The organism is Psychrobacter sp. 2Y5 (genome assembly GCF_051847375.1).
In the GTDB taxonomy this organism is placed as follows: domain Bacteria; phylum Pseudomonadota; class Gammaproteobacteria; order Pseudomonadales; family Moraxellaceae; genus Psychrobacter.
On record NZ_JBPYDA010000006.1, the window covers coordinates 1 to 24,368 of the forward strand.

Consider the following 24,368-nt stretch of genomic DNA (forward strand, 5'->3'; position numbering starts at 1 on the left):
AACTTTGGATAATTGGCGCTGAGCAACATGCTGGCATGATGTGCGCCGTCAGGATGATCAATAAATCCAAGTTGTATTAGAGTATCCCAACTTGGCGTCTCAATACTAGCCGGCGTCACTAACATCAAAGCTTCTGTTGCAATAGCTTGACAGCTTATCGTCTCTGACGCTGAAATAGTTGTCATAAAACCTATGTCAATCTCATGATTAACAAGTGCCCGTTCGATATCTAGGTTTGGAGCAAAGCGATAGTCAATGATGAGCTTAGGGTGCTGCTGTTGTAATGATAATAGCTTGGGATAGAGCTTGAGCCCGACACTACCAGGTGACATTAAGCGCACCTTACCTTCAAATGCTGAGTCATGTTTACCCAAGAAGTTTTTCACATATTGGTCTGTCAGTCCCAGATTTAGCCGCCGCGGTTAAGTTTTATACCGAAGTCATGGGTTGGTACACTATTATGGAGCCGACTAATATTATTGAGGATGACAGAGCGATTGGTGAGATGTGTACTGAGGTGTTTGGCGCTGATTGAGGCAGCTTTCGTATCGCCCATTTATCAACAGGTGATCGCGTCGGTGTTGAAATATTTGAGTTCAAAAATCAAGAAGATCCTGAAAATAACTTTGAATACTGGAAGACAGGTATCTTTCATTTCTGTGTTCAAGATCCAAATGTAGAAGAGCTTGCTGAACGCATCGTCGCCGCTGGTGGTAAGAAGCGTATGCAAAAACCTCGTTACTACTATCCTGGTCAGAAGCCTTACCGTATGATCTATATGGAAGACCCGTTTGGTAATATTGTTGAGATATATAGCCATAGCTATGAGCTTATTTATAGCGAGGGCGCCTACTAACCTATATCTATAGCAATAGGTTTTTCAAAGCGGTCTTTATACGTAAAGACCGCTTTTGGCGTATTGCAACTCGGCTAAGAAAGCGGCAATGTTAACGAGAATTACAAATACTTGAGCAATCATTCAATTTATATTTGAGTGATTGCTCAAAATGGTTTATAGTGGTCTCATTAAGTCAGCTAACAATGTATTACTTGCGTTACATGCCTTAATTTCTAGCTATCCATCAAAACCATGCTTAATTTCACTAAAATATTCTGCTGAGGATTTTATATGACCGATTTTACTTTATACAATAAAGAAACTGCCCAAAAAAACAGCCAAGCTTTGTTAGATAACTCGCTTAGCGCCTTTGGTATGATCCCAAACTTGCACGCCGTTATGGCTGAAGCACCTGGTTTGCTTGAAGGGTATCAGCGTCTTCATCAACTGTTCTTAGATAGTAGCTTTAATGATGAAGAGACCACCGTTGTTTGGCAAACCATTAACGTCGAGCATGAGTGTCATTACTGCGTACCTGCCCATACTGGGATTGCACAAAGCATGAAAGTTGATGATGCTATCACTGATGCATTGCGTGACGAGACCCCTTTACCAACCGAAAAGTTAGAAGCGCTACGTGACTTTACACTCTCCGTCATCCGCAATCGTGGTAATGTCGATGATGAGGCAGTACAAGCATTTTTGGACGCAGGTTTTACTAAGCGCCAAGTATTAGAGGTGGTATTAGGGGCAGCGCAAAAAGTAATGAGTAATTACACCAATCATCTTGCCAATACCCCAGTAGATAAACCGTTTGAAAAATTTGCCTGGCAAAAAGCAGACTAATTGAGCGAAACGGTCTGTACAAGATCAGGGAGAGATTATGAATCAAGCAACCCCACTCAGAATAGATATCATCTCAGACGTGGTTTGCCCTTGGTGTGCCGTCGGTTATAGTCAATTGGCTGAAGCACTCAAGCAAACGAACACTGAGTATGAGATTCATTGGCATCCGTTTGAGTTAAATCCTGATACCCCAAGCGAAGGTAGAAACTGGCGTGAGCATATCGCCAATAAGTACGGCTCAAGCAAAGAGCAATCTGATGCCATGCGTGCTCGTATAACGGAGGCTGGCGCAGAGGTAGGTTTTGAGTTTAACTTCACCGAAGAGACGCGCACTTATAATACCTTTGATATGCATCAACTACTGCACTGGGCTGATCAGCAAGGCTGTATGCATGAGTTAAAACAAGCACTACTCGCCGCTCACTTCACTCATGCAAGAGCGCTCTCTAGTAGAGAGGTACTTGCAGATATTGCAGCGGAGATTGGCTTAGATCGTAAGGAAGCGCTTACCGTACTCGAAGACCAACGCTTTGCTGACAAAGTTCGTCAAGCGCAGCAGCAATGGCGGCAGCAAGGCATTCAAAGCGTACCCTCTGTTATTTTTAATCAACAACACTTGGTCAGCGGCGCTCAAGGGGTCGAGAATTTTAAAAGCATCTTGCAGCAGTTGGCAGATATGCCAAGATAGAGCACTAGTCAACAATAAGAATAAGGGACAAAGCACAAAAATCAAAAGGGCGACTTATAATATTAAGTCGTCCTTCTAGATTTTATCGATATAAGCGTTAATACTTATGGTTCTAGCTAAATACTGACAAAGCGCACTTATCAAGACTACGCTTACTTAGTGAACAGACTCGTCATTACGTAAGCTCTCTATCGATGATGCCATATCTTCTGCCAGCTCGTGTACCGCTTGGCTTTCGACATCACGCTGAGCAAAGGCACGCAAACCCATAACCTCTGCCTGTAATCGACGCGCCAGCCTAGTCGCATCAAGCGTGTCATCCATCTCGCCTAACCGCTGCGCCTCAGCGAAACACTCGCCAAAACGCGCCTCCATGCCCGCTAGTAATTTTTCTACCTTATCTAACGCTAATTGTTCACGCGTACCAAGCTCAAGCAAGCTTTTGACCAACATACAGGCCCGACTCGGTATATCTTTATCACGTATCCCGCCAAGCTGACGCATATATTCAGCCAGCCCGAATATAGGCGACTGGTGCTTGGCGAGTATACGTTCAAGCTCAGTCAATGAAGCTTGGGCATAATGATCCAGCGCCTCTTGAAACAGGCCATCCTTGTTACCAAAAGCAGCATAAATACTTCCTGGGCGCATATCGAGAGCTTGCTCAATATCTTTTAAAGAGGTGGCATGAAAACCTTTTTGCCAAAACAGCTGTATAGCGCGCTCCAAAGCTTCTTGACGATTATAAAGTGTAGTACGTGACATCAAACCTTCCAATTTTTAAAAGCTATGACTGATAATCGTTAAAGGATAAACAGTTATAGCGTCATTTTTGAGCTCTTACTCAATCTTATCTTGGTCTATCTTTAGAGTTTAGTTAAAGCTTTATAACCACTCTTTGGTTGTTCTCTGAGAGCTTATCTTACATACATTATACCCTATTTAAGGTGAAGCTTTTAGACCACTCTATCTCAGGATTACCAACTATTATAGCAACCTGACTGACTAACAGAATGAGTTACTTCTTGAACGGCTATATTAGCTCTATAGATCCTTTATAGATAAAGCATAATACAATAACGATATGATATTGTAATAATCAAAGTTGAACGATTACTCAAATTAACTTGAATGCTTGCTCAACTACAGTTACTGTAGGGGCAATTGCTTGATGCTTTGGGCTAATTGTGGCCGAGGGAAGACTTTTATATTGGGTGTAGTTGACACATTCTAAAACCGATACAGTGCTGCTGGTACAAATTTTACTTGCGTGCTGTGTCTACGCTGACAGAGGCTGCGCAAAATTTATCCCAGCAGCACGCTCATATTAGCGTATCGATTTATTTCGAACTGACTATAACAATACTAACCGAAATATCTCTGACCTATAGCACTATGACTTAAAAAGGATCTTTTATGCGCGCTCATTATTCACCTTCAGTCATCGTATTTGATGTCAATGAGACCTTACTTGATATCGACACCCTAGCGCCACTGTTTTCTCGGCTATTTACTGATGAGCGCATACTCAGAGAATGGTTCGCGCAGTTAGTGCTTTATTCACAAACCATGACCTTATCGGGTCTTTATACGCCTTTTGGCGAGCTTGGCGTTGGTGCGCTACAGATGACGGCTGATATTCATGAGATTACGCTAACAAATAAGGATATCACTGAGTTTAAGCAGCGTATGAGCGAGATGCCAGCTCATGCTGATGCCATACCAGCGTTAACCAAATTACGTGACGCAGGGTTTAGATTGGCCACTTTGACCAACTCAGCGAGTAGCGCCTCCCCTACGCCACTCGAAAATGCAGGATTAAGTAAGTTTTTTGAGCGCTCTTTTAGTGTTGAGAGCGTGGCTAAGTTTAAGCCTGCGCCTGAGACTTATCAAAGCGTAGCAAAGGCGCTCTCGGTTGAGATATCAGATCTATGCCTTGTCGCCTGTCACCTCTGGGATACTATTGGCGCGCAAGCAGCTGGTTGTCAAGGAGCATTTCTCAAACGTCCTTATAATGCCATGTTGCCTGCAACTAATGTGCCGACACCAAACTTTATGGCGCCAGATCTTATCACGCTCGCTGAGCAAATTATCTCTAAAAAATAATTAATAGCGCTACTGTGAATCTTGAAATGACAGCAATAGGGGTGGTTTTTCTACTTTTTTCGCCTTTAGCATTATGTTTAATATAAAAAAGTATTTTAATTTCATTCACTTTAATATAGCCCTAAAAAGGATATAACTATGCAATCGGATAATACTCAAAAACTTCAGGCTGGCAGTCAATTTCCTGAGATACAAGTGCACAAGCTAAATGGCGAGACGACAACACTTGGCAAACCTGAAAATGGTCATGACTGGAAATTAGTGGTGGTTTATCGCGGTAAACATTGCCCAATTTGTACCAAATACCTTAATCAGTTAGAAACCATAAAGGAATCATTTGCTGATGCGGGTGTTGATATCTTAGCGATATCAGGCGATAGCAAGCAGCAGTTGGAAGCGCATTTAGAAGAACTAGAGGATATCAATTTCCCAATAGCTTACGGCTTAACCGTTAAGCAAATGAATGAGCTGGGACTTTATATCTCTGATCCACGCTCAGAAAAAGAGACCGATCACCCCTTTGCAGAGCCTGGTGTATTCGTTATTAACGCCAAAGGCGAGATTCAAATCATTGATATCTCAAACGCTCCCTTTGCAAGACCTGAACTTGAAAGGCTTGCAGAAGGCTTATCATTTATTCGCGAAAATGATTACCCTATCCGTGGTACACATGGTTGAACGTCATTATAAATAAGAGCTGATTATGTTAGGTAATCCTAAGCCGAGAACACCGCTGATTTTGGATTACCTTAATACCTCCGCTACTCGTTCAATCAAATACTCTTTGACCGCATTAAATAGCGGGTCAATTAACCGCTGTTTTGGATAAATTAGATATAGCAGATACGTCTCCACTTGCCAGCCATCTACCGCCACCTCAGCGAGTCTACCTGCTTTTAAATCAGCAGCTATGACTAATGAGGCAACTAAGCAGCATTTTACGAAATGCTTAGATGGCGTGGATGATATTAGGGTTTGATAACAGGTCTTGTTTTTAGAATCAAGTTTTGAAAGAAAAGCCGACTACTATATTTAATCACAGTCGGCTTTTCTCTTTATATTTTATAAACCTAAAAAGAAGTACGGCGATAACTACGATATCTAGGTAACCAAAAGTTAGCTTGTAATCGACGTTGTAGGTTCTCTGCCGTCACCGGTAAAGCTAGCTTATCTTGCACCGCTTGTAGAGCTACAGCATAAGCAATTTCTTTACTAATTTCTTGAATAAACCTAATTGGCGGTAAGATAGCACCGGGTGCCTTTTCGTACTGCACTGAGATATCTGCTAGGGCTTGACTTGCTGCCATAAGCATATTATCGCTGATACCTGTCGCTCGTGCTGCCAAAACCCCTAAGCCAATACCTGGAAATATATAGCTATTATTACACTGTGACACCTCAAAAGACTGACCATTATAAGTGGTGTTAGCAAAAGGACTACCCGTAGCAATGATTGCGCGACCGTCGCTCCAGTTTGTCACTTCTTGCGGTGTGGCTTCGACACGAGACGTTGGGTTTGATAGCGGTAATACAATTGGGTTTTCAGTATTAGCGCATAAAAATTTAATCACCTCTTGTGTAAACAGACCTTTTTGCCCACTGACCCCAAACAATACGGTGATTTTTGCTTGTTTAACCACTTGCGCTAAACCAAGCTTTTGACTCTTATCCCAATGCTCAATATCTGCTTTTTTCTGTACTAAGGGCACTTGAAATTCTTGTAGTTCTGTCATGCTATCAGTCAGTAGGCCGTAACGGTCCACCATAAATACCTGTTTGCGTGCCTGCTCTTCAGTCAACCCTTCACGCTGCATTTGGCGAACAATATGCTCAGCGATACCGCAGCCTGCGGATCCTGCACCCAAAAACGCTATTTTTTGTTGACTAAGCTTTTCACCTTTTTCTAAACAGGCGGCAATCAAGGCACCGACTGAGACCGCAGCCGTTCCTTGAATATCATCGTTAAAGCAGCATATTTGATCGCGATATTTATTTAATAGTGGCGTCGCGTTTTCTTGCGCAAAATCTTCAAATTGCAATAATACTTCCGGCCAGCGCCGCTTAACCGCTTGAATAAATAGATCGACAAACTCATAATATTCGTCGCCTGAGATACGTGGGTTTCTCCAGCCCATATACATAGGGTCGTCAAGCAGTTGTTGGTTATTGGTGCCGACATCCAATAAGATCGGTAGACAATAAGCGGGACTAATACCGCCACAAGCGGTATATAAAGACAATTTTCCAATGGGAATGCCCATACCGCCAATGCCTTGATCGCCTAGGCCTAATATACGCTCACCGTCAGTGACTACGATCACTTTTACTTTTTGTTTGGTGGCATTTTGCAGCATATCATCGATTTTATGGCGCTCAGGATAAGAGATAAATATACCCCGTTTGCGGCGATAAATTTGTGAGAATTTCTCACAAGCCTGCCCAACTGTGGGGGTATAGATGAGCGGCATGACTTCTTCAATATGCTGTTCAATCAAATGATGAAATAAGGTTTCATTAGTATCTTGGATATTGCGCAAGTAAATATGCTTATCCATATCATCAGTGAATGAGCGAAGTTGATGATAAGCGCGCAGAGATTGCTCTTCAATGGTCTCAATATTGTGAGGTAACAATCCTGTTAAATTAAAGCTATCACGTTCTTCTGAGGTAAAAGCGCTGCCCTTGTTTAATAATGGAGTTTCTAATAGTATTGGTCCAGCGAAAGGAATATACAACGGACGTTTGTTTGGCATAATAAAATCTTCTAGTTAAAAGCGTATGGCTAAAGAAATGTTCTATCGTCTCATTATACATAGCATTAGCTTGTACTTGCCAATAGATGACTAATTCATTTTTTATAATGTCATTTTAAACTGGCTGAATGATATATCTACTTTAATTAGGAAATATGATTACCTCATCTCCTTCCTGCCAAGGATCAAACTTAGTCATAGCTTGCTTGAATAGCGGATGTTCCAGCCAATACTGTAACCACCTTTGCAGCTTTGGATAAGGCAGACCATAAAAAACGTCGCGGTCTACGTGAGCGAATTGGCGTACAAAAGGCATAATCCCAATATCAGCAATACTTGTGCTATCGCCTAGCAAATAAGCGTGTTTATTTAACTGTGCCTCTAAAACCTGTAAAAACACCTCGCCCCTTTGCCGATACTCTGTCTGACTCATCTCAGGATAACGGTCTGCATATTTGTAGCGATCTAGCCAGTGTTTAAATTCATGATCATTTTTTTCGAGTAAGTCATTCGCCTGCTTGAGAACCTTAGCATCAAGTAACCCTTGTCTATCTCTTTGCTCAAGCGCCCATATCATGATTTCTCGGCTTTCTTCAATCACCCTACCCTCATTCAGCTGCAAGACCGGCACTGTACCTTTCGGGCTAATCGCTAACATCTGGCTTGGTTTATTTTTCAGAACGATCTCTCGCAGCTCTACTGCTACTTCGGCGAACAATAGACTAAGACGAGCGCGCATGGCATAAGGGCAGCGACGGAATGAGTATAAACGAGGAGATAAAGAGTTCATAGAAGGGTCTCGCAATTTAATTAAAGTCTATGGATGTAACTGCAGTGCTCGATGCATTTAGAGCTTTAGTTAGTAATCAACCTTGCCCCTTAGCGCCTTGATTTTGCCGCGCTGAGTCTTATTATCTACTCGCTTACGTTTGGCATTACGGCTTGGCTTCGTTGCTTTTCGAGTTTTACTCACATAAGTGCCTTGCTTGATAAAGGCCTGTAAACGCTCGATGGCATCTATTTTATTACGCTCTTGGGTTCGGTATTGCTGCGCTTTGAGCACAAACACCCCCTCTTTATTGATCCGGCTGTCTTTGCTCTCTAGCAAACGCGATTTTAGTATGTCGCTTAGGCTTGAGGCTTTTATATCAAAACGCAGATGAATAGCAGAGGCCACTTTATTGACGTTTTGCCCGCCAGCGCCTTGGGCGCGTATGGCACTAACTTCTATCTCATGCTCATGAAGGCTAATGCTTTTAGTAATAAAAATCATAGTGTTAAGTCATAATTCTAATTATAGTTCTTGCGTTATTTACACTTATCATGAACGCTCATTAGCTATCCATGATAAGCGTAATTGAGTAAAATACAATAGATAGCTGTGCTCATTGGTGTCTCAGTGCTATAAAGACGCTATAAAAGGATAGCATCTTACTGAGGATTTACTTTTGAGATGCAGATTGTATGGCTGCTGTCATGCTAATAAACAGTAGGCTAAAAGTCATTCAATCGCCTTTAATTCATATTTCACTGAAAACTATACTCTCAATAATCAAAAAACCGACATATAGTCGGTTTCTTGATAGTAGATATATTTAAATTGGCGCTTAATTGTTTTTGCGCGGTAGCTTCTCTGGTAAGTAGCAGCGTAGATACGCGATTGATGCCGTTCCGGCTTCTTGTACATAGTGCTCTGTGATACTAGCGTGACGGCGATAAGATAAGGTGAATATCGCGTTGATAATGCCATAAGTCACTAACAAAATCTCTTTCATACTTTCAAAATCAGGCATCTCATAACGCTCAGATAAGCGCTTGTGGACCAGTTCGATGACCTGATGATCCATATCCTCACCGAAACCGTCACCCTCAAAGTCAGGAGTGTTAGTATCATATATCAGTTTGGCTTTGGTTTGATCATCATGAAAGATATCAACGCAGCGCTTAATAAGTGCAGTCAAATAACCCTGCCATCTGTCATAATCTTCGGTCTCAACGGTCGCTAATATCTCTAAGATATCGATCGCATTTAAGAATCTTAATGCCAAAAATATCGCTTCAATATTAGGAAAAAAGTGATACGCAGAAGCGCGCGGTATACCCGCTTCTTCACATACTGCCGCTAAAGTAATATCATTGATAGGCATTGTTTCACTGAGCTTTTTAGCGCCCATCAATAGTTTTTGACGGCGAGCACGGCCTTGTTGGCTGGTAAACTTAAATTTATTCGGTACCAGTTTTTTGGCCAGCTCTGAGTCTACTAACACATCTTCAATCTTGTCGTCTTTTTGTCCACTCATCATAAACCTCTTAATATTAACCCTATTTCTATGGCTCACCTTTATCATCTTATCAGCACTAAATTAAGTGCTTTAATAGCCCTACAATAATAGACGTATGATAGCTATTAATATCGCTCGCGAATGCTAATATTGCATCGTTTGCACTTGAGCTTCAGGAGGCAAGAATAGGAGTTGGTCGAAACCACAATGTAATAGCTAATGAAATATCGCACTAGCCATGAATTTTTATTTTCGCTCGTATAATACCATGATCAGTGACTCTATCAGCATAGTCCCATTTTAGATGGTCGTTAAAATAATCTACTCGCTCGACATGACCAAGGGCAAATTTACTCTCGGGCAAAAACTCTTCTGAGACAAACAACTGATCAATCACCTCTGGCATACCTTGATAAATATGAGTATATGCCACGTCCTTCATCCAGCCATAACGTGCTTGCACGCGAGCTGCATCGAATAATGATACATCGCGCATACTTTTATCATAATTTACCTCCCCTGTCTCTGTCATCAACTGAGTAGTCACACTGCCAGTGACATCGTTCATGTCGCCAAGTAGTATCAAAGGTTCTCGAGTATGCTTTAGGCGCTCTATAATCGTCATTCTTATAGATGCTGCCTCTGCAGCCCGCATACACAGACTACGCAGTTTGGCGCGAACCCGAATGTTAGGATCATCCATATCTTCTAACAAATTACCCGCGTCATCACGTAAGAAAAAAGCACGTTTACTTTTTAGGTGAGCGGTGATAATCGTTATAGGCTGACCATAGGCATTGACTCTGACTAATAATGGCGGACGTTTAAACTGACGATAAAGACCAATATCTGGAATATCGATTGTCGCTTCATCAACGACTGTTTCTAGCAAACTCGTCTCTATCGGATCAAAGCGGCTAATAATACCAACGGCAGGCGTACCTGTAGCGCCTTCTCCATGCGTATAAGGGCTTGCTTGATCATTACTGGCTAAAGGAATAATAACATCCTTAGGCTCAAACCCTAATGACACCGCCAACGACTCAACTGCCTCGCTATCCCAAGCTTCCTGCACGGCGATGATATCAGCATGAGCGTTGGATAATAAATTGCTTAACCCTTTTAATTTATGCTCGTACGTCTTATTGGTATAAGCTGGCGCGTTATCGTAAAAGATACGATTGGGATTGGCAAGATTCAATAAGTTAGCAGTCGCAATATAAAAACTATTATTACTGGCAGTCTCTTGGCTCATAAACAACCTATTATTTTTATTATATGTTTAAAACAGAGTATAGATAAAAAGTCAAAGCATGCAAAGCCTTCTAGGTGAGCATACTAGAATAACGTGCTATATAACATATTATGTATAGTCACTCATATATCTACTATAGTCCTCACAAAGCTGACTTAAACATCAACTGTCTTAACATAGCACAAGTAGCCTATTTTAGTGTTGAACACGTGTTCATAAAGTATGTTTGCTTTATTACTGAATAATAGAACCAATTTAAAGGTTTTTATTACAACTAATACTCGTCAATATAGCTTAGGCATTTTGTATAATCATTTATGCCTTCGGTTGCGCCCTTATATGTGCGAATATAAAAGCCAAGCAACCAATTAATGAGGCTATAACGCAAAGTATTAACAGCTTGACGTATTTGTGCTCTGCACCGAACAGCGGGGTCATTATAACGATATAACCCGCGTTTTCTAACATATAAACGATACCCGCTAGTAAAGCTGAAGCGAAGCTAGCGAGCAATGCCCAAGGCTTAACCTCCCAATCGGACCAAATACTAAAAAATACTACCGGCGCTAAAAATAGCGAAGCAGTACCACTGATAGCGACGGCGTCAAATAAGTCCTTGCTCCCAGTAGCAATAAAACCTAAGCCTGCCAGCAAAAAGCCGATCATGACTAATCTGCCGTTTCTAACCGTAGGCTTGATGAGCTTCATATCGACAGCGACGAGCTTAGCGGCACTCGCATAAGTTGAGTCGAGCGTCGATATCGCTGAAACTATCAATGCAAAACAAAATAACAGCATCACCGCTGGCGAAAATAAAGTGTTCAGTGTTTGCGTGACCTCAGTAGCACCGCCGGCATTATTCAACTGAGCAAATACACCGAGTAGACCAAATAGCATAATGCAAATCATGGAGATAGGCGCGGCATAATAAAACGACTTTTTGGTGGTGTTGCGATCTGCTAGGAAACCGCGGTCCGTCATCACTGGATCATGGGCCGGATAACTCCAAACTTGAATAAAGGCAACGATCAATAATACCCAACCTTTATTATCGGCGGCGTTAGAAGAGCTGACAATATCGGCAAAAGAGAATAGCGGGTGCATAAACATAGCGATGGCTAGCACTGTGATTGCCACGATAGTCAGCGAGGCTTGCATGACATCGGTCTTTAGCGCCGTATGTAAACCGCCGATTGCAGAATAGATCAAAGTAGCAATGGCAATAAATACTATTAAGTAGGTCTCGTTAAAGCCCACAAACAAGGTCGTAATAAAACCAAACACTAATAAATTACTAAATATCTCGCTCACTAAGCGAAAGCTAATCACCGCATTAAAACAGTGTTCGCCGGCTTTACCGAACTTAGCACGCATAAAGGTTTGCATATTATTAAAACCATGCTTGAAGCGTAGGCTATCGACAATATGCGCGCCACTAACAAAGCTAAAATAATACATTCCATAAGCTAAAACGCCCGCAATACCATAGACAAAGCCTAAAATAGCGGCATTCATCAGTGAGCGGGCAAAGATCCAAGTGGTGACTTGAGATAGTACTAGTGTCCAAAGACCTGGCGCCTGTCCTTGTCGCGACTTACCTTGATAAAAGCTAGCAACATCGTGAGACAGCTCAGAGGCACTTAGTATAGGTTTATTTGCTGAAGGGTCATTGGTGATAGCCATTTGCTTTCTTTATAGAAGTTATGATAGATAATCTTAGAATAGCATAACTTTATAATCGCTTTACGCTAAAAATATGAGCACAAAAAAAGCTTCTAGAATGACTCTAGAAGCTTTTGATTTCTTAGTAACAAGTAGAATGCTTTTTATTGCATTATTTACTAACACGATGCCATGCATCACGTGATGCTAGGCGCGCTTCTTCCCATTCCATACGCGACTCACCTTTCACCTCTTCCCAAGAACGTTTAAGGTCATTTTCATGATCTTCAAAACGAGCATCAGCTGGGTATTTTGCGCGATTAGCGTAACCTACCGCATAAGCAGGATGCAGATCACGATCGAAGTCATGACCCTCTCTGTAATAGCTTGCATTCACATGCTCTGCACGCCAGTAAGCTTCTTCATGAGTCGGGTTAATCGCCTCAGCTGAAGCATGACCTGCACCGCCGCCTACGACTGCACCGATAGCGCCACCGATTAAAGTGCCTAGTGGACCTGCCATCGAACCAATAGCCGCACCTGCGGCTGCGCCACCGACGCCGCCGATACCAGTGCCTACCGGATGCGACCCTGGCTCACCGGTAATCATATCAGCATTTAGATCGTCTTTTGATTCTTTTGACATGTGTTTCACTTCACTACGATCGATATTGTCAGGATCGTTAGTGACAACTTTTCTATCGACCATTTCTTGATCCGCCATACGGCGTGCATTATCATCCATAATGCGCTGCTTATCAGCGACTTCCATATTATCACTAGTAATGACTCGATCGTTAGCATCAATGACATTGCCATTGACATCTACTCTAGGTTCATTATTAATGATATTGTCAGTTTTATTGTTATTCATTGCTTAATCCTTTAATAAATAGTTATAAATTTAAAATTATTCAATGAGGGCTGGCTGATAGCTCAACTCGACTCGTGTAAATGAAGTAGTTTAGTTAGCTATCAAATAATCAAACTCATCATTATCTAAGTATAAAATTATCTTAGTAGTGGTAGCTACAGCGGATATGTAAACTATGTCAATGCCAATATTAGCTTACGTTACAGCATGTATGTTTGTAGCAGATTTACACTGCTTAATAGCTTATTAAGTATCTATTAATTAAACCTTTATAAAGCTGCCGTCAAAACTCAAAGCTAAGTCAGCGCGCGAGTCACGGCATTCTGCCATTTGTCTAAATGAGTCTGACGCTCCGCTTCTGACATCATCGGCTCAAAGCTACGCTCTACTTTCCAAGAATCTATCATAATACTTTCATCATATAGTCCAGATTTCAGGCCAGCTAGTATCGCAGCTCCTTTGGCGGTAATCTCCGTATCTATCGGACGTAGTACTGGTACACCTAGCAAATCAGCCTGAAACTGCATTAACAAATCATTATTAGCTGCCCCGCCATCAACTCGTAATTCAGTCAAAGGATGAGGGCTGTCTTTTTGCATGGCAATCAACACATCATAGGTCTGATAAGCGATGGCTTCTAATGCCGCACGGGCGATATGGGCCTTAGTAGTGCCCCGACTCATACCCGTTATGCTAGCACTGACATCTGAGCGCCAATACGGTGCGCCAAGACCAGTGAATGCTGGCAATAGTACTACCTCTTCGCTGCTATCAACTTGCTGAGCTAAGCGCTCTATATCTTGGCTCTCATTAATCATACCAAGGTTATCTCGCAGCCACTGCACGATAGCGCCAGCCATAAATACACTGCCCTCTAACGCATAAGTGGTTTGTTTTTTTGGGATTTGTAATAGCCGCCTACCCGACTCTACCATTTGTCCGAAGGTGAGTTGCTCAGCGCGACTTTGTCCAGCTGTTTTTTGCCAAGCTATGGTGGTAAGCAGTTGCTGCTCGCTGAGTTTCGGCATCTGACCTATATTCATCAGCATAAAACAGCCCGTACCGTAAGTGTTTTTAGCCATGCCAGGCTCAAGGCAGCCTTGACCAAATAAAGCCGCTTGCTGATCCCCAAGCACGGCTTGAATAGCGATCTGTTTGGCAAATAGACCTCTTTTAGTTTTACCAAAGTCGCCATCGGAGGGTAAGACTTTCGGTAGTATCGACATAGGAATGTCAAAGCGCGCGCACAGCTCACTCGACCATGCCAGCTTATTGATATCGTATAGTAAAGTGCGAGAAGCATTAGTCACATCGATGACATGCGCGCCACCTGTCAGCTTATAAATGAGCCAGCTATCAATAGTGCCGATCGCCAGCTCCTCGGTTTTATTAGCATCGATGCGCGCTTTAATATCCGGGTTGTTTTCTAATAACCAAGCGATCTTACTGGCGCTAAAGTAAGGATCTAAGCGTAATCCTGTGATGCTACGTACCTCTTGTGCAACGCTACGCTGATGCGAGATGGTTTTTTTGGCTAGCGTCTCACAGTAGCTAGCGGTACGTCTATCTTGCCAAATGATCGCTGGGGCTAATGGTTTGCCTGTCGCTTTATCCCAAACCACAATGGACTCACGCTGATTGGTAATGGCAATACTGGTGATGTCTGTGGCTAACAATCCCGCTTGGTTAATGGCATCATGAGCACAGCTGATTTGCGTCTGCCATATTTGCTGAGCGTCCTGCTCGACAAAACCGGCTTTTGGTGTGATAAGTTTCGTCGGCTTTTGCACGATTTTGACAGTACTGGCCTGGTCATCGTATATAATAGCGCGGCTAGAAGTCGTGCCTTGATCCAAGGCTAAAATGTACCCTGCCATTCCCTACTCCTCAACGTTATAGTTGTTTTATATAATATCGACTATAGCATTATTTGCTATTGCACATTTTTATAGCCGTTGTAACTTTATAGCTGTTATAACTTTATAGATATTGCACAACGCTTAGTCTAAACCTAAAACTGGTGTGTCAACCCTAACAGGGCTATAATGCCCTAAAATCAGCACTATATCTTGATGAGTGGTTTACCTTTATTATGAAATTTGCGTTATTGTCTCTACCTTCTATGATAATCACCCTGATGCTCTCTAACGCTTCAGGTCAGGCTTTAGCAGATACTTATACTCCTACAGCCGCCTCTATTAATGCTAATACGCAAATTGTAGATAGGAGTGCTCCCGTAAATGAGATTAGCTACCCTCCATCAGAGCCGCTAGCAGCAACCTCTAGCCTAGACACCCTCATTGATCCCATTACTCATAAAAGTGTTGCCAATAGCTACCCGTTAGAAGTGTCCAGCTTTTTAAGCTTAGAGCAAGCACAAAGCACCTTATTCCAAGTGTCGCCAAAGCTCGCCGCTAATCAAGCCGCTATCGCCGCTAGTGAATATCAGACAGACGCACTTGCGACGGTAGATCGGCCTTTTGTGTTCGCTCAATTATCTGCAAATGCCTACAAAATCCAAGAAGATATCGATTTATCATCGCTAAGAAATAGAGTCATTGACGGTGTCAATAATGTGGGCAATGGTTTTGATAGCTCAGGTATGAATAATTTAGCGCCGCCTATTCCGCCTGTACCAGATTTGCCTAATTTTGGTGAGATTGTCGGTGAGCGTCTTCCCGACTCTTACGACTTTAAACGTTCAGGCTCCACCACAGGAGCAGGTCTTGGGGTGGCGTGGCCAGTGTATACCGCTGGACGTACCAAAGCACTAACCGGAGCCTCTAACGCTCGTACGCAAGAAGCTGTCGCTGATGGTATATTAGACAAAAACGAGCTTTATAACACGCTTATTGAGCGCTACTTCAAGGCGCAACTGGCTATTATTGCCGCTTATTTACGTGAAGATGCTTATGATACTTTACAACAGACGGATCACACCGCGCAGCGATTATTCGAAGAAGGCTTTATTTCGCGAGTAGATCGCTTGCAAGCACAATCTGCGCTTGCTGATGCAAAGAGCGAATCTATCAAAGCCAATAACGATGCCCGTCTAGCCATGATTGCACTGCAGCGACTGCTGCGTACCGATTACCGTATCAAACCGACTACCCCGCTATTCGTCTCGAGCAAGCCTTTGAGCGATGTCAGCTACTATCAGAACTTAGCACTTACGAACCATCCGGGGTTGCAAAAAGTCGCGGCAAAGCGCGCGCAAGCGCAGCAGCTGCGAGCTTTGTCAGATACTGGTTATAAGCCAACCGTACTACTGTATGGGTTTAGTCAAGTTGAAAAAGATCCGAGCTGGATTGCGGGCGTATCTGCCAGTTGGAAGCTGTGGGGCGGGCTTGATAAAACGGCATCGTTAGCTGCTAGCGATGCGCGCATACGTCAAGCCGACTTGTCTGAGATTGAAGTCAGTGACAATCTGTTATTATTAGTGGAAAAAAACTGGAATGACGTCAATAATGCTCAGGCTCGGTATCAAGCACTGCAGAGTAACGTCGATCTGGCACAAGAGGTATTACGTCTACGCCGTTTAGGACTGCAAGAAGGCGTAAACACGACTATCGATGTAGTACAAGCGCAGACTCAAGCGCTCAAAGCACGCACTGAACAAGCGCAAGCTGCCAATGATTATGTACAAGCATTGGCCAGTTTGATGCAAAGTTGTGGCACGCCGCTTGCTTTTAATGCTTATCTTAACGCTGCTGATATAAGGCTCCCTACTTTATATACTGAATAACGACTAGGGCTTTGGCATCATGACAGCTGTTGATGAGCCTTTATAATGATGATGAAAAAACTAACAATAACAACGTTATTTCTAACTAAACTGTATTAACTATCTTGTGATTATTGCTTTATGAAAAAGAATAAATTAGTAAGTGGACTGCACTCTATCTTAGAGACATGGCGTATCGCAAACACCTCTAACGTTTGGGCGCACTGCGCTAGTGTAGGGTTTTTTGGTTTTTTATCTATCTTTCCAGTAATGGCGGTATTCGTGCTGATTTACGGACTTGCTTTTTCACCTGCTGAGATGCAAGAACAGATCTTACTGTTACGTCAGTTTATACCACCAACCGTCTATGACGTTCTTGACTCTCGTTTGACTCAGCTGGTCTCTAATACCGCGTCAGCGCTGACTTTTAGTTTACTGCTTTCCTCATTGTTAGCGCTTTACGCAGGCTCCAAAGGGATCAAATCATTGATTATTCTTATTAATACCGCTTTTGGTATTACTCAAGAACGCAGCTTTATTCAAGGCACCATCCGCGCGCTTAGTTTAACTTTAGCAGCATTAGTGGTCTTGATCATAGCCATCTCCTCTATCGCGCTTATTCCACTGATCGCTAACTACTTTCCTTTTCCGCAAATCGCTAAGACTATAGCGCTTTGGAGCAGGTGGCCAATATTAGCAGGCATTATATTTATTAGCTTTTTGGGTCTCTATCGTCTCGCCCCAAATCGTGATGCCATAGCGCTAAAAAAACTAATGCCAGGGGCCGCCCTCGCTACTGTGCTGTGGATTTTGTTGTCGGTGTTATTTTCGATTTATGTGCAAAACTTCAATAACTATAGCGCTGAATTTGGCGCGCTATCAGCTGCGGTGGTCATTATGCTGTGGCTTTACTATTCAGCCTTTATCGTCGCCTTCGGCGCAATTTATAACTCCGAGAGCATAGAAGATTCTAAACCTTATGCGGTTCATGTTTATTGATAAGCTATTATTTGAACAAGCTATTAAAACCTCTCTAGTGCAATGGCGTGAACTGTTAATCTATATCAGTGAGCGCTGATTTAAAACAGGTCTTGCTAGCCTTGATGTGGTTAACTTATATATCTATTTTTATTCTCAGTGCCTTTTATTCTCAACTTACTTGCTTTAGGAACGTCATATCATGGCTAACTCTCATAACGACGCTGATGATGTCAATAAATTAGACCCGGTTCATGATAGGAAGCCCTCTAATGATACTGAGGAGCTAGAGCAATTGACGATGCCCTATCAGCATAAAAAACCAGCAGACAACGCCGCAAAAATAAAAAAAGCTCTCTTCGCAATAGTGCTGCTGATAGTAATGGCAGTGATCGCTTATGGGCTATATAAAAGTAGTCAATCAAATGCGCCTAAGAGCATCACTTTGCAAGGTCAGATGCAAATGAAGCAGACCTCTATCGCGGCCAAAGTACCTGGACGTATCGCACAGATATTAGTCACCGAAGGCGATAAGGTAGAAGCCGGACAACAGCTCATTGAGATGGAATCACCAGAGATCAATGCCAAAGTCAATCAAGCACGAGCGGGTCTTGATGCGGCGCAAAGCCAATTGGATAAAGCTGAAAATGGCGCACGCCCGCAAGAGATTGCGCAGGCAAAAGCCGCGTGGCAAGCGAATAAAGCAGCCTCAGACTTGGCGGCTAATACCTACGAGCGGGTCAATCGTCTCTATCAAGAAGGTCTTATGGCACGGCAAAAGCGCGATGAAGCCTACGCTCAATATCTTGCGACTCAAGACCAGACCGAAGCGGCGCGTTTGCAATACGAGCTAGCGATGGAAGGCGCGCGTAGTGAGGATAAGTCGGCCGCTAATGCGCAAGTGGCGCAAGTCGAAGCCAAACTAGAGGAGGCATTGGTTGCAAAAGAAGAAGCCAATCTAAAAAGCCCTATCGCTGGGGTGGTGGATAATATAATCGTCAGCGCCGGCGAGGTTATCGGCCAAGGCGTGCCAATACTAACCTTAGTCAATACCGATGATCAGTGGGTTGTGCTTAACGTGACCGAAGATTATCTGAATCAATTTGCTATCGGTCAACAGTTTACCGGCACCATTCCGGCTCTATCTGCATCTGAGCGTCCCTATACTAAGACCTTCACTGTCTATGCTTCCTCTAGCTTATCAGACTTTGCTACTTGGCGACCGACTAACAATGATGATGGCTTCGATGTGCGTACCTTCGAGATAAAAGCGCGCCCGAGCAGCCCTGATACCCGCATTCGCTCTGGTATGAGCGTATTAGTAGACATCAATCCTCAAAACGTGAACTTGCCGTCTTCTAGTCAAACGGCTTCATCAAACCAAGAGTAACTAATCATGCGTCTGATACAAGCTTTTGTACGCAGTGCTAGTTACGAGCGGCGGTTTTTTGCCAAAAACCCTTGGGATTTAGCGATGATTTTGTGGATTCCGCTAGCGACTATCCTCTTAGTTTGGTGGATTTTTTCACAGACGCAAATCACTGACTTACCGATTGGCGTTATCGATGAAGACAATGGTCCGGTCGCTAACACCTTGGTTCGTTATTTGGACGCACATCCTAATCTCAAGGTTGCGAGGCTTTATGGCTCGACAGCCGACGCTGAAGCCGCTATTTTGCAACGCGATATCTACGGCGTAGTGGTTATCCCAGATAGTTTTTCGACCAATATCTTAGCTAGCAAACCTGCGCCAGTGCTGCTACAAGTCAACGCGCAATATGGCACTCACTCTGGCATTATTCAGACTAGCGTACAAGCCGTCACCGGTACGCTATCAGCTGGGGTGGAGATTCAGCGTCTGGTTAAGCAAGGGATGTCGCCCTCGCAGGCAGCCATCAATTACTCGCCTATCAGTATCCAACGTACGAGCCTGTTTAACACCGTGACTAACTATCAGCAGTTTTTGGGCTCGACAGTGATTCCGGCGTTATTGCATATCTTAGCGATGGTGGTTGGTGCTACGACTATCGGTCGCGAGCTACGCGATAAGCAGCTCGGGCGTTGGTATCGCTTTATCGATACAGGTCATCCACGCTTAAGCATAGCCAACAACGAGCAAGCCGCACCGCCTTCTGCTGATAAGCCCACGCTGACAAAAGATGAGCAGTTATTATCCGCTGAGAATCCAAAGATCCAGACTAGTCTATCCGTATTATTTTTTGGCTTACTTGGTAAATACTTTTGGCCATTACTGGCTTATAGCTTATGGGCAGCACTGGCTATATGGTTAGCCACTTTACAACAGGTGGTCAGCTTTGATTCTATTATCATCACTTACTTAGGGTTTTTGTTGCTGATGATCTTATCTTTTTGGCTTGGGGCTTTTTTTACTTTGACCTCGTTTTCTTTGCGCATGGGCTTGTCAGCGACAGGCTTTATCTCAGTGCCCTCTTATGCTTTTGCTGGGGTGACTTATCCTTATATCGCTATTACCGACAGCGCCAAACATTGGGCGGATGCTCTACCTTTGACACACTATCTGCAACTGCAGATTGCCCAAATACAAATGCATGCTCCGGTGACGATATCATTACCTATTCTCTACGGTTTACTGTTAGCGGTGCTAATCTCGATGATACTGTCAGCGCTATTTGCGAAGCGTGCCCTAGCCCATCCTGAACGTTGGGGAGCACGCTGATGGCAAAACTACCCGTAGAGCAAAGCAAAAAAGCGACTATAGACTCAGAGCCTTTAGACAAAAATGCTGTGCCAACAGCTGATAATGCGACCTCTAAGACTTTTTGGGCAAACTTTAAGCAGACCCTTGTCGATGTGTTTAGCGATAAAGGTGTGCTGCTTATGTTAATTATTGCGCCAATTATTTATGGTTTCTTTTATCCTTGGCCTTACTCTTCAGAAGTCGTGAATAATGTGCCTGTCGGCATTGTTGATTATGATCGTAGCGATCTATCTCGGACTATCGTCCGCTATGCTAGTGCTAGCCCGCAATTAGACACGGTAAACTTCGTGGATGAGCAGCAAGCCAAAGAAGCCATCTGGAGCAATGAGATAGCAGGCTTTATGATTATTCCAGTCGGACTTGAACAGCAAGTCATGGCTGGCAAAGCCGCTAGCGTTAGCGTACTGGGTAACGGTGGTTATTTTCTATTAAATAAAAACGTGCAAACCGGGTTTTTGCAGGCGGTCAGCACCGTCTCAGCAGGAGTAGAAGTCAAAAAAAGCGTGGCGCAAGGAGCTTATATGCCGACTGCCGCGCAAAACACCCAGGCGGTGCCCTTACAAATCGCGCCTTTATACAATCAAACCGAAGGCTATGGTGCTTACGTGGTGCCGGCGGTATCTATTATTATTTTGCAGCAAACCTTGCTGATAGCGGCAGCGATGCTCGTAGGGTCTTGGTATGAGAACCGTCGTCATGCTACCAGTATTCGTGGTTGGCTAGGACGTATTGCGGCGCTCGGTACGCTGAGCTTTTTAGTGGGTTGTTTCTATTACGGCTGGGCGTTTGAGCTGCATAACTATCCTCGCGGTAAAAACATGCTCGGTAGCCTGCTATTTCTGCTGATATATTGCCCAACGGTAGCCACTCTTGGCTGCGTGTTTGGCTTATGGCTGCGTCAACGCGAGCGCAGTATGCAGATTCTAATTTTTAGCTCATTGCCAGTATTTTTTATGAGTGGCTATCCGTGGCCGGCCAATCAGCTGCCAGAGGTTTTACAAGTCGTGCGCTGGCTAGTACCGACCACCCCGGCTATTAATACTTCGGTACAGCTCAATCAAATGGGTGCTAGCATCGCGCAGGTGGCGACTGGCTTTTATGCTCTAGCTGGCTTGTGGTTATTTTACTTTATACTGTTATTATTTCTGCGGCGGCGATTGGCGCAGAAAGATAGCACTGTTTATAGAGGACAGTGAGGTTTATAAAGGACAGCGAGATTGAATATCAATTTTTAGCTTAATGTCCTTGAATTAGTGACCATACTATTTTACTAAGCGTAGATACCATCTTAAAAACTCTCACTCAAACTATCAAAAAAAAGCGCCTGCAAAATATACAGACACTTTTTAATAATAAAATCTAGCTTAATTAAAAATCTAAAACACGCGATTAAGACCATTAAGTGCAGCTACTCGATAAGCTTCCGCCATCGTTGGATAGTTAAAGGTGGTATTGACGAAATACTCAAGCGTGGCATTGCATTTCATCACCGCCTGTCCAATATGGATAATCTCTGAGGCATGGTTACCGTAGCAATGAATACCTAATATCTCTAAAGTCTCACGGTGGAACAGTATCTTGAGAACGCCGGTGCGCTCCCCAATGATCTGCGCGCGTGCGAGATGTTTAAAGAAAGCCTGACCGACTTCATAAGGCACTTGCTCATCAGTCAGTTCCTGCTCTGTCTTACCGATACTCGATATCTCAGGAATCGTATAAATCCCTGTTGGTACGCTAGAGACGGGTTCGGCATCGCTATCACCAACCATAAAGGCTGCCGCACAGCGTCCTTGGTCATAAGCAGCTGAGGCTAGTGAAGGCCAACCTATCACGTCACCTGCAGCATAAATATTATCGATTTCGGTACGATAATGATCATCAACTTTTAGCTGACCACGGCTATTAGCTTCTAGACCGATCCCTTCTACATTGAGGCCTTCGGTATTTCCTGAACGTCCGTTCGACCAAAGAATGGCATCTGACTTGATCTTTTTACCACTTTTTAGATAAAGAATGACATGATCGTCATGCGTCTCTAAATGATCGATCTCTTCATTATTACGAATGAGTACGCCAAATTGTCTAAAGTCATGCGCTAGAGCATCACTAATCTCACTATCCAGATAGTTCAGTAGCTTGCCTTGGTTATTAATTAAGTCCACTTTGTAGCCAAGGCCGGTAAAGATGGAGGCATATTCGCAGCCAATAACCCCCGCACCATAAATTATAATTTTTCTGACCACATAATCCATCTGTAGGATCTTATCAGAATCAAAAACGCGCGGATGATTGAAGTCTAAGATCTCTGGACGATAAGGACGGCTGCCTACCGTGATGATGGCTTTATTGAAGGTGACGGTTTCAAAGATATTCTCATCGGTTTCAACGCGTAAGGTATGCTTATCAACGAAACTTGCCCACCCTTGAATGACATCTATCTGATTACGCTCATAAAAGCGCTTGTGCGTACTAACTTGGTCGCGTATCACTCGGCGCGCATTAGCCAATACTTTATTGAGTGGTACTCGCTGATACTCTAAAGCTTTGGTGAACATAGGATCGCGGCGAAAGTTAATGAGGTTAAAAACCGATTGACGTAGCGCCTTACTAGGAATAGTGCCGACGTGCGTCGAGTTGCCACCGACTTGTTCACGAGGGTCAATGACTGCGACCTTTTTGCCAGACTTTGTTAGCTTCATTGCGGCCGCCTCACCAGCAGGGCCTGCTCCCAAAACCACAGCATCATATTCAAATTCATGCTGATCGCTTTTAATGCGCTGTGAGTCTTTAGTAAATTCTGATTTGATATCGATACGAGTATCATCTAGCGGATTGACCAAGTCTGGATGATGCATGATGTCATCGGTCACTTGTTCATGCGTTTGCTCGATTTTTTCTTTTTTACTGGCGTCTTTGGTTTGCTCAGGCTTCGTGGTTGGCGCGCTGCCGCTATCTTTATTCGAGACCTCGGTGCTAGTATCTTCACCCGTCTCATTAGTCGTATCGGATTTAGGTTTGTTGCCCATAATATCCTCTTTATTTATTCAGTTATTAATTTATTTAATTTTGAAGCTTTCAATGATTGCAGTCATAGCTAAGACAAGCTCATATCTAAAAACTAAGATAGTATTTTCAAATTTATAAGCTAAAGATGCTAAGCGTTAAGGGGTCCCTACCATACGCTGTGTCAAAATGCTTTGCAATGTCCAATGCCCGGTGAGCTGCTGTTTGCCTTCATCGATCTGTGGACGCGCATTTATCGTATATTCAGTTCCAAGAGCCGGCTTGAAATCATCGATCCAATCATAAGGAATCTGAAATACTGAGCCATCTTTGCTCGACTTAGCAAGCAAGCACTGCATAGGCAATGCTGAAGCGCAGGCTACCCTATTTGGCATAATAGTCAAGGTTTGCGCCTCCCCTAATACAATAGAAGGAATATAACGGGGCTCAGGTACGGGTTCACGAGCGAATGGCGAGGTTTGGCACGCACTTAATAAAGTAGCAGTGCTTAACAGGGTCGCTACTAGTAACGCTGATTTTGGTGATTTTGATGATGCGTTTTGGTTTAGACTCATAGTTTTCTCTACTTTTAATAATAGGACTAATAATCAGCTAAGCA

Annotated in this window: 21 protein-coding genes and 1 pseudogene; 10 read left to right on the forward strand and 12 right to left on the reverse strand. The window is 43.4% G+C overall.

The window, feature by feature from the left end; genetic code table 11:
- A partial coding sequence (locus ACS8E3_RS07430) for a LysR substrate-binding domain-containing protein (protein ID WP_439242812.1) occupies positions 1-332 on the reverse strand: 332 nt, incomplete at its 3' end.
- A gap of 20 nt (positions 333-352) precedes the next feature.
- Between ACS8E3_RS07430 and ACS8E3_RS07435 the strand changes: the two are divergent.
- From ACS8E3_RS07435 to ACS8E3_RS07445, 3 genes and pseudogenes are all read left to right on the forward strand, one after another.
- Positions 353-856, forward strand: a pseudogene (locus ACS8E3_RS07435) (lactoylglutathione lyase family protein).
- A gap of 273 nt (positions 857-1,129) precedes the next feature.
- Complete coding sequence (locus ACS8E3_RS07440; RefSeq protein WP_439242814.1) at positions 1,130-1,684, forward strand: carboxymuconolactone decarboxylase family protein; 555 nt, start codon at positions 1,130-1,132, stop codon at positions 1,682-1,684.
- Positions 1,685-1,721: 37 nt separating this feature from the next.
- Positions 1,722-2,372, forward strand: a complete 651-nt coding sequence (locus ACS8E3_RS07445) for a DsbA family oxidoreductase (protein WP_439242816.1) — start codon at positions 1,722-1,724, stop codon at positions 2,370-2,372.
- A gap of 156 nt (positions 2,373-2,528) precedes the next feature.
- On the opposite strand, the gene ACS8E3_RS07450 is transcribed toward ACS8E3_RS07445, so the two are convergent.
- On the reverse strand, positions 2,529-3,137 hold the full coding sequence (locus ACS8E3_RS07450) for a TetR/AcrR family transcriptional regulator (RefSeq protein ID WP_439242818.1): 609 nt from the start codon (positions 3,135-3,137) through the stop codon (positions 2,529-2,531).
- Positions 3,138-3,788: 651 nt separating this feature from the next.
- Here ACS8E3_RS07450 and ACS8E3_RS07455 point away from each other — a divergent pair.
- Positions 3,789-4,478 (forward strand): haloacid dehalogenase type II, encoded by a 690-nt coding sequence (locus ACS8E3_RS07455; RefSeq protein ID WP_439242820.1) that lies wholly within the window; start codon positions 3,789-3,791, stop codon positions 4,476-4,478.
- A 138-nt stretch (positions 4,479-4,616) separates the two neighbouring features.
- Positions 4,617-5,156, forward strand: a complete 540-nt coding sequence (locus ACS8E3_RS07460) for a peroxiredoxin-like family protein (RefSeq protein ID WP_439242822.1) — start codon at positions 4,617-4,619, stop codon at positions 5,154-5,156.
- A gap of 392 nt (positions 5,157-5,548) precedes the next feature.
- Here the strand turns inward: ACS8E3_RS07460 and ACS8E3_RS07465 are convergent, their stop codons facing one another.
- From ACS8E3_RS07465 to glpK, 8 genes are all read right to left on the reverse strand, one after another.
- Positions 5,549-7,231, reverse strand: coding sequence for an NAD-dependent malic enzyme (locus tag ACS8E3_RS07465; RefSeq protein ID WP_439242824.1), 1,683 nt, complete (start codon positions 7,229-7,231; stop codon positions 5,549-5,551).
- A gap of 142 nt (positions 7,232-7,373) precedes the next feature.
- Positions 7,374-8,021 (reverse strand): glutathione S-transferase, encoded by a 648-nt coding sequence (locus ACS8E3_RS07470; RefSeq protein ID WP_439242826.1) that lies wholly within the window; start codon positions 8,019-8,021, stop codon positions 7,374-7,376.
- Positions 8,022-8,090: 69 nt separating this feature from the next.
- On the reverse strand, positions 8,091-8,504 hold the full coding sequence (gene arfB / locus ACS8E3_RS07475) for an alternative ribosome rescue aminoacyl-tRNA hydrolase ArfB (protein ID WP_439242828.1): 414 nt from the start codon (positions 8,502-8,504) through the stop codon (positions 8,091-8,093).
- Positions 8,505-8,838: 334 nt separating this feature from the next.
- Complete coding sequence (locus tag ACS8E3_RS07480; RefSeq protein ID WP_439243165.1) at positions 8,839-9,531, reverse strand: TetR/AcrR family transcriptional regulator; 693 nt, start codon at positions 9,529-9,531, stop codon at positions 8,839-8,841.
- 214 nt (positions 9,532-9,745) lie between these two features.
- Positions 9,746-10,768, reverse strand: a complete 1,023-nt coding sequence (locus tag ACS8E3_RS07485; protein ID WP_439242830.1) for an endonuclease/exonuclease/phosphatase family protein — start codon at positions 10,766-10,768, stop codon at positions 9,746-9,748.
- Positions 10,769-11,083: 315 nt separating this feature from the next.
- On the reverse strand, positions 11,084-12,451 hold the full coding sequence (locus ACS8E3_RS07490; protein ID WP_439242832.1) for a sodium:solute symporter family transporter: 1,368 nt from the start codon (positions 12,449-12,451) through the stop codon (positions 11,084-11,086).
- Between the two features lie 151 nt (positions 12,452-12,602).
- The gene (locus tag ACS8E3_RS07495) at positions 12,603-13,139 is read right to left on the reverse strand and encodes a hypothetical protein (protein ID WP_439243167.1); all 537 of its coding nucleotides are present in this window, start codon (positions 13,137-13,139) and stop codon (positions 12,603-12,605) included.
- A 461-nt stretch (positions 13,140-13,600) separates the two neighbouring features.
- On the reverse strand, positions 13,601-15,181 hold the full coding sequence (glpK, locus tag ACS8E3_RS07500) for a glycerol kinase GlpK (protein WP_439242834.1): 1,581 nt from the start codon (positions 15,179-15,181) through the stop codon (positions 13,601-13,603).
- Between the two features lie 215 nt (positions 15,182-15,396).
- Between glpK and ACS8E3_RS07505 the strand changes: the two genes are divergently transcribed.
- The 5 genes from ACS8E3_RS07505 (at position 15,397) to ACS8E3_RS07525 (ending at position 21,942) form a co-directional block, all read left to right on the forward strand.
- Positions 15,397-17,049 (forward strand): TolC family protein, encoded by a 1,653-nt coding sequence (locus tag ACS8E3_RS07505; protein ID WP_439242836.1) that lies wholly within the window; start codon positions 15,397-15,399, stop codon positions 17,047-17,049.
- Between the two features lie 120 nt (positions 17,050-17,169).
- Positions 17,170-18,027: a YihY/virulence factor BrkB family protein gene (locus ACS8E3_RS07510; RefSeq protein WP_439242838.1), complete on the forward strand. Its 858-nt coding sequence runs from the start codon at positions 17,170-17,172 to the stop codon at positions 18,025-18,027.
- A gap of 181 nt (positions 18,028-18,208) precedes the next feature.
- Entirely contained in the window at positions 18,209-19,396 is a 1,188-nt protein-coding gene (locus tag ACS8E3_RS07515) for an HlyD family secretion protein (protein WP_439242840.1), read from the forward strand.
- 6 nt (positions 19,397-19,402) lie between these two features.
- Positions 19,403-20,704 (forward strand): ABC transporter permease, encoded by a 1,302-nt coding sequence (locus tag ACS8E3_RS07520; RefSeq protein WP_439242842.1) that lies wholly within the window; start codon positions 19,403-19,405, stop codon positions 20,702-20,704.
- Positions 20,704-21,942: an ABC transporter permease gene (locus ACS8E3_RS07525; RefSeq protein ID WP_439242844.1), complete on the forward strand. Its 1,239-nt coding sequence runs from the start codon at positions 20,704-20,706 to the stop codon at positions 21,940-21,942. Before ACS8E3_RS07520 ends, ACS8E3_RS07525 begins: the two co-directional genes overlap by 1 nt.
- 180 nt (positions 21,943-22,122) lie before the next feature.
- Here ACS8E3_RS07525 and sthA read toward each other — a convergent pair whose 3' ends face one another.
- On the reverse strand, positions 22,123-23,772 hold the full coding sequence (sthA, locus tag ACS8E3_RS07530; RefSeq protein WP_439242846.1) for a Si-specific NAD(P)(+) transhydrogenase: 1,650 nt from the start codon (positions 23,770-23,772) through the stop codon (positions 22,123-22,125).
- A 135-nt stretch (positions 23,773-23,907) separates the two neighbouring features.
- Positions 23,908-24,324, reverse strand: coding sequence for a hypothetical protein (locus ACS8E3_RS07535; protein WP_439242848.1), 417 nt, complete (start codon positions 24,322-24,324; stop codon positions 23,908-23,910).
- Positions 24,325-24,368: the final 44 nt, after the last annotated feature.

Coding starts and splice junctions, on each gene's coding strand:
- ACS8E3_RS07440 (WP_439242814.1), top strand. CDS start 1,130: ATGACCGATTTTACTTTATACAATAAAGAAACTGCCCAAAAAAACAGC.
- ACS8E3_RS07445 (WP_439242816.1), top strand. CDS start 1,722: ATGAATCAAGCAACCCCACTCAGAATAGATATCATCTCAGACGTGGTT.
- ACS8E3_RS07450 (WP_439242818.1), bottom strand. CDS start 3,137: ATGTCACGTACTACACTTTATAATCGTCAAGAAGCTTTGGAGCGCGCT.
- ACS8E3_RS07455 (WP_439242820.1), top strand. CDS start 3,789: ATGCGCGCTCATTATTCACCTTCAGTCATCGTATTTGATGTCAATGAG.
- ACS8E3_RS07460 (WP_439242822.1), top strand. CDS start 4,617: ATGCAATCGGATAATACTCAAAAACTTCAGGCTGGCAGTCAATTTCCT.
- ACS8E3_RS07465 (WP_439242824.1), bottom strand. CDS start 7,231: ATGCCAAACAAACGTCCGTTGTATATTCCTTTCGCTGGACCAATACTA.
- ACS8E3_RS07470 (WP_439242826.1), bottom strand. CDS start 8,021: ATGAACTCTTTATCTCCTCGTTTATACTCATTCCGTCGCTGCCCTTAT.
- arfB (WP_439242828.1), bottom strand. CDS start 8,504: ATGATTTTTATTACTAAAAGCATTAGCCTTCATGAGCATGAGATAGAA.
- ACS8E3_RS07480 (WP_439243165.1), bottom strand. CDS start 9,531: ATGAGTGGACAAAAAGACGACAAGATTGAAGATGTGTTAGTAGACTCA.
- ACS8E3_RS07485 (WP_439242830.1), bottom strand. CDS start 10,768: ATGAGCCAAGAGACTGCCAGTAATAATAGTTTTTATATTGCGACTGCT.
- ACS8E3_RS07490 (WP_439242832.1), bottom strand. CDS start 12,451: ATGGCTATCACCAATGACCCTTCAGCAAATAAACCTATACTAAGTGCC.
- ACS8E3_RS07495 (WP_439243167.1), bottom strand. CDS start 13,139: ATGGTCGATAGAAAAGTTGTCACTAACGATCCTGACAATATCGATCGT.
- glpK (WP_439242834.1), bottom strand. CDS start 15,181: ATGGCAGGGTACATTTTAGCCTTGGATCAAGGCACGACTTCTAGCCGC.
- ACS8E3_RS07505 (WP_439242836.1), top strand. CDS start 15,397: ATGAAATTTGCGTTATTGTCTCTACCTTCTATGATAATCACCCTGATG.
- ACS8E3_RS07510 (WP_439242838.1), top strand. CDS start 17,170: ATGAAAAAGAATAAATTAGTAAGTGGACTGCACTCTATCTTAGAGACA.
- ACS8E3_RS07515 (WP_439242840.1), top strand. CDS start 18,209: ATGGCTAACTCTCATAACGACGCTGATGATGTCAATAAATTAGACCCG.
- ACS8E3_RS07520 (WP_439242842.1), top strand. CDS start 19,403: ATGCGTCTGATACAAGCTTTTGTACGCAGTGCTAGTTACGAGCGGCGG.
- ACS8E3_RS07525 (WP_439242844.1), top strand. CDS start 20,704: ATGGCAAAACTACCCGTAGAGCAAAGCAAAAAAGCGACTATAGACTCA.
- sthA (WP_439242846.1), bottom strand. CDS start 23,772: ATGGGCAACAAACCTAAATCCGATACGACTAATGAGACGGGTGAAGAT.
- ACS8E3_RS07535 (WP_439242848.1), bottom strand. CDS start 24,324: ATGAGTCTAAACCAAAACGCATCATCAAAATCACCAAAATCAGCGTTA.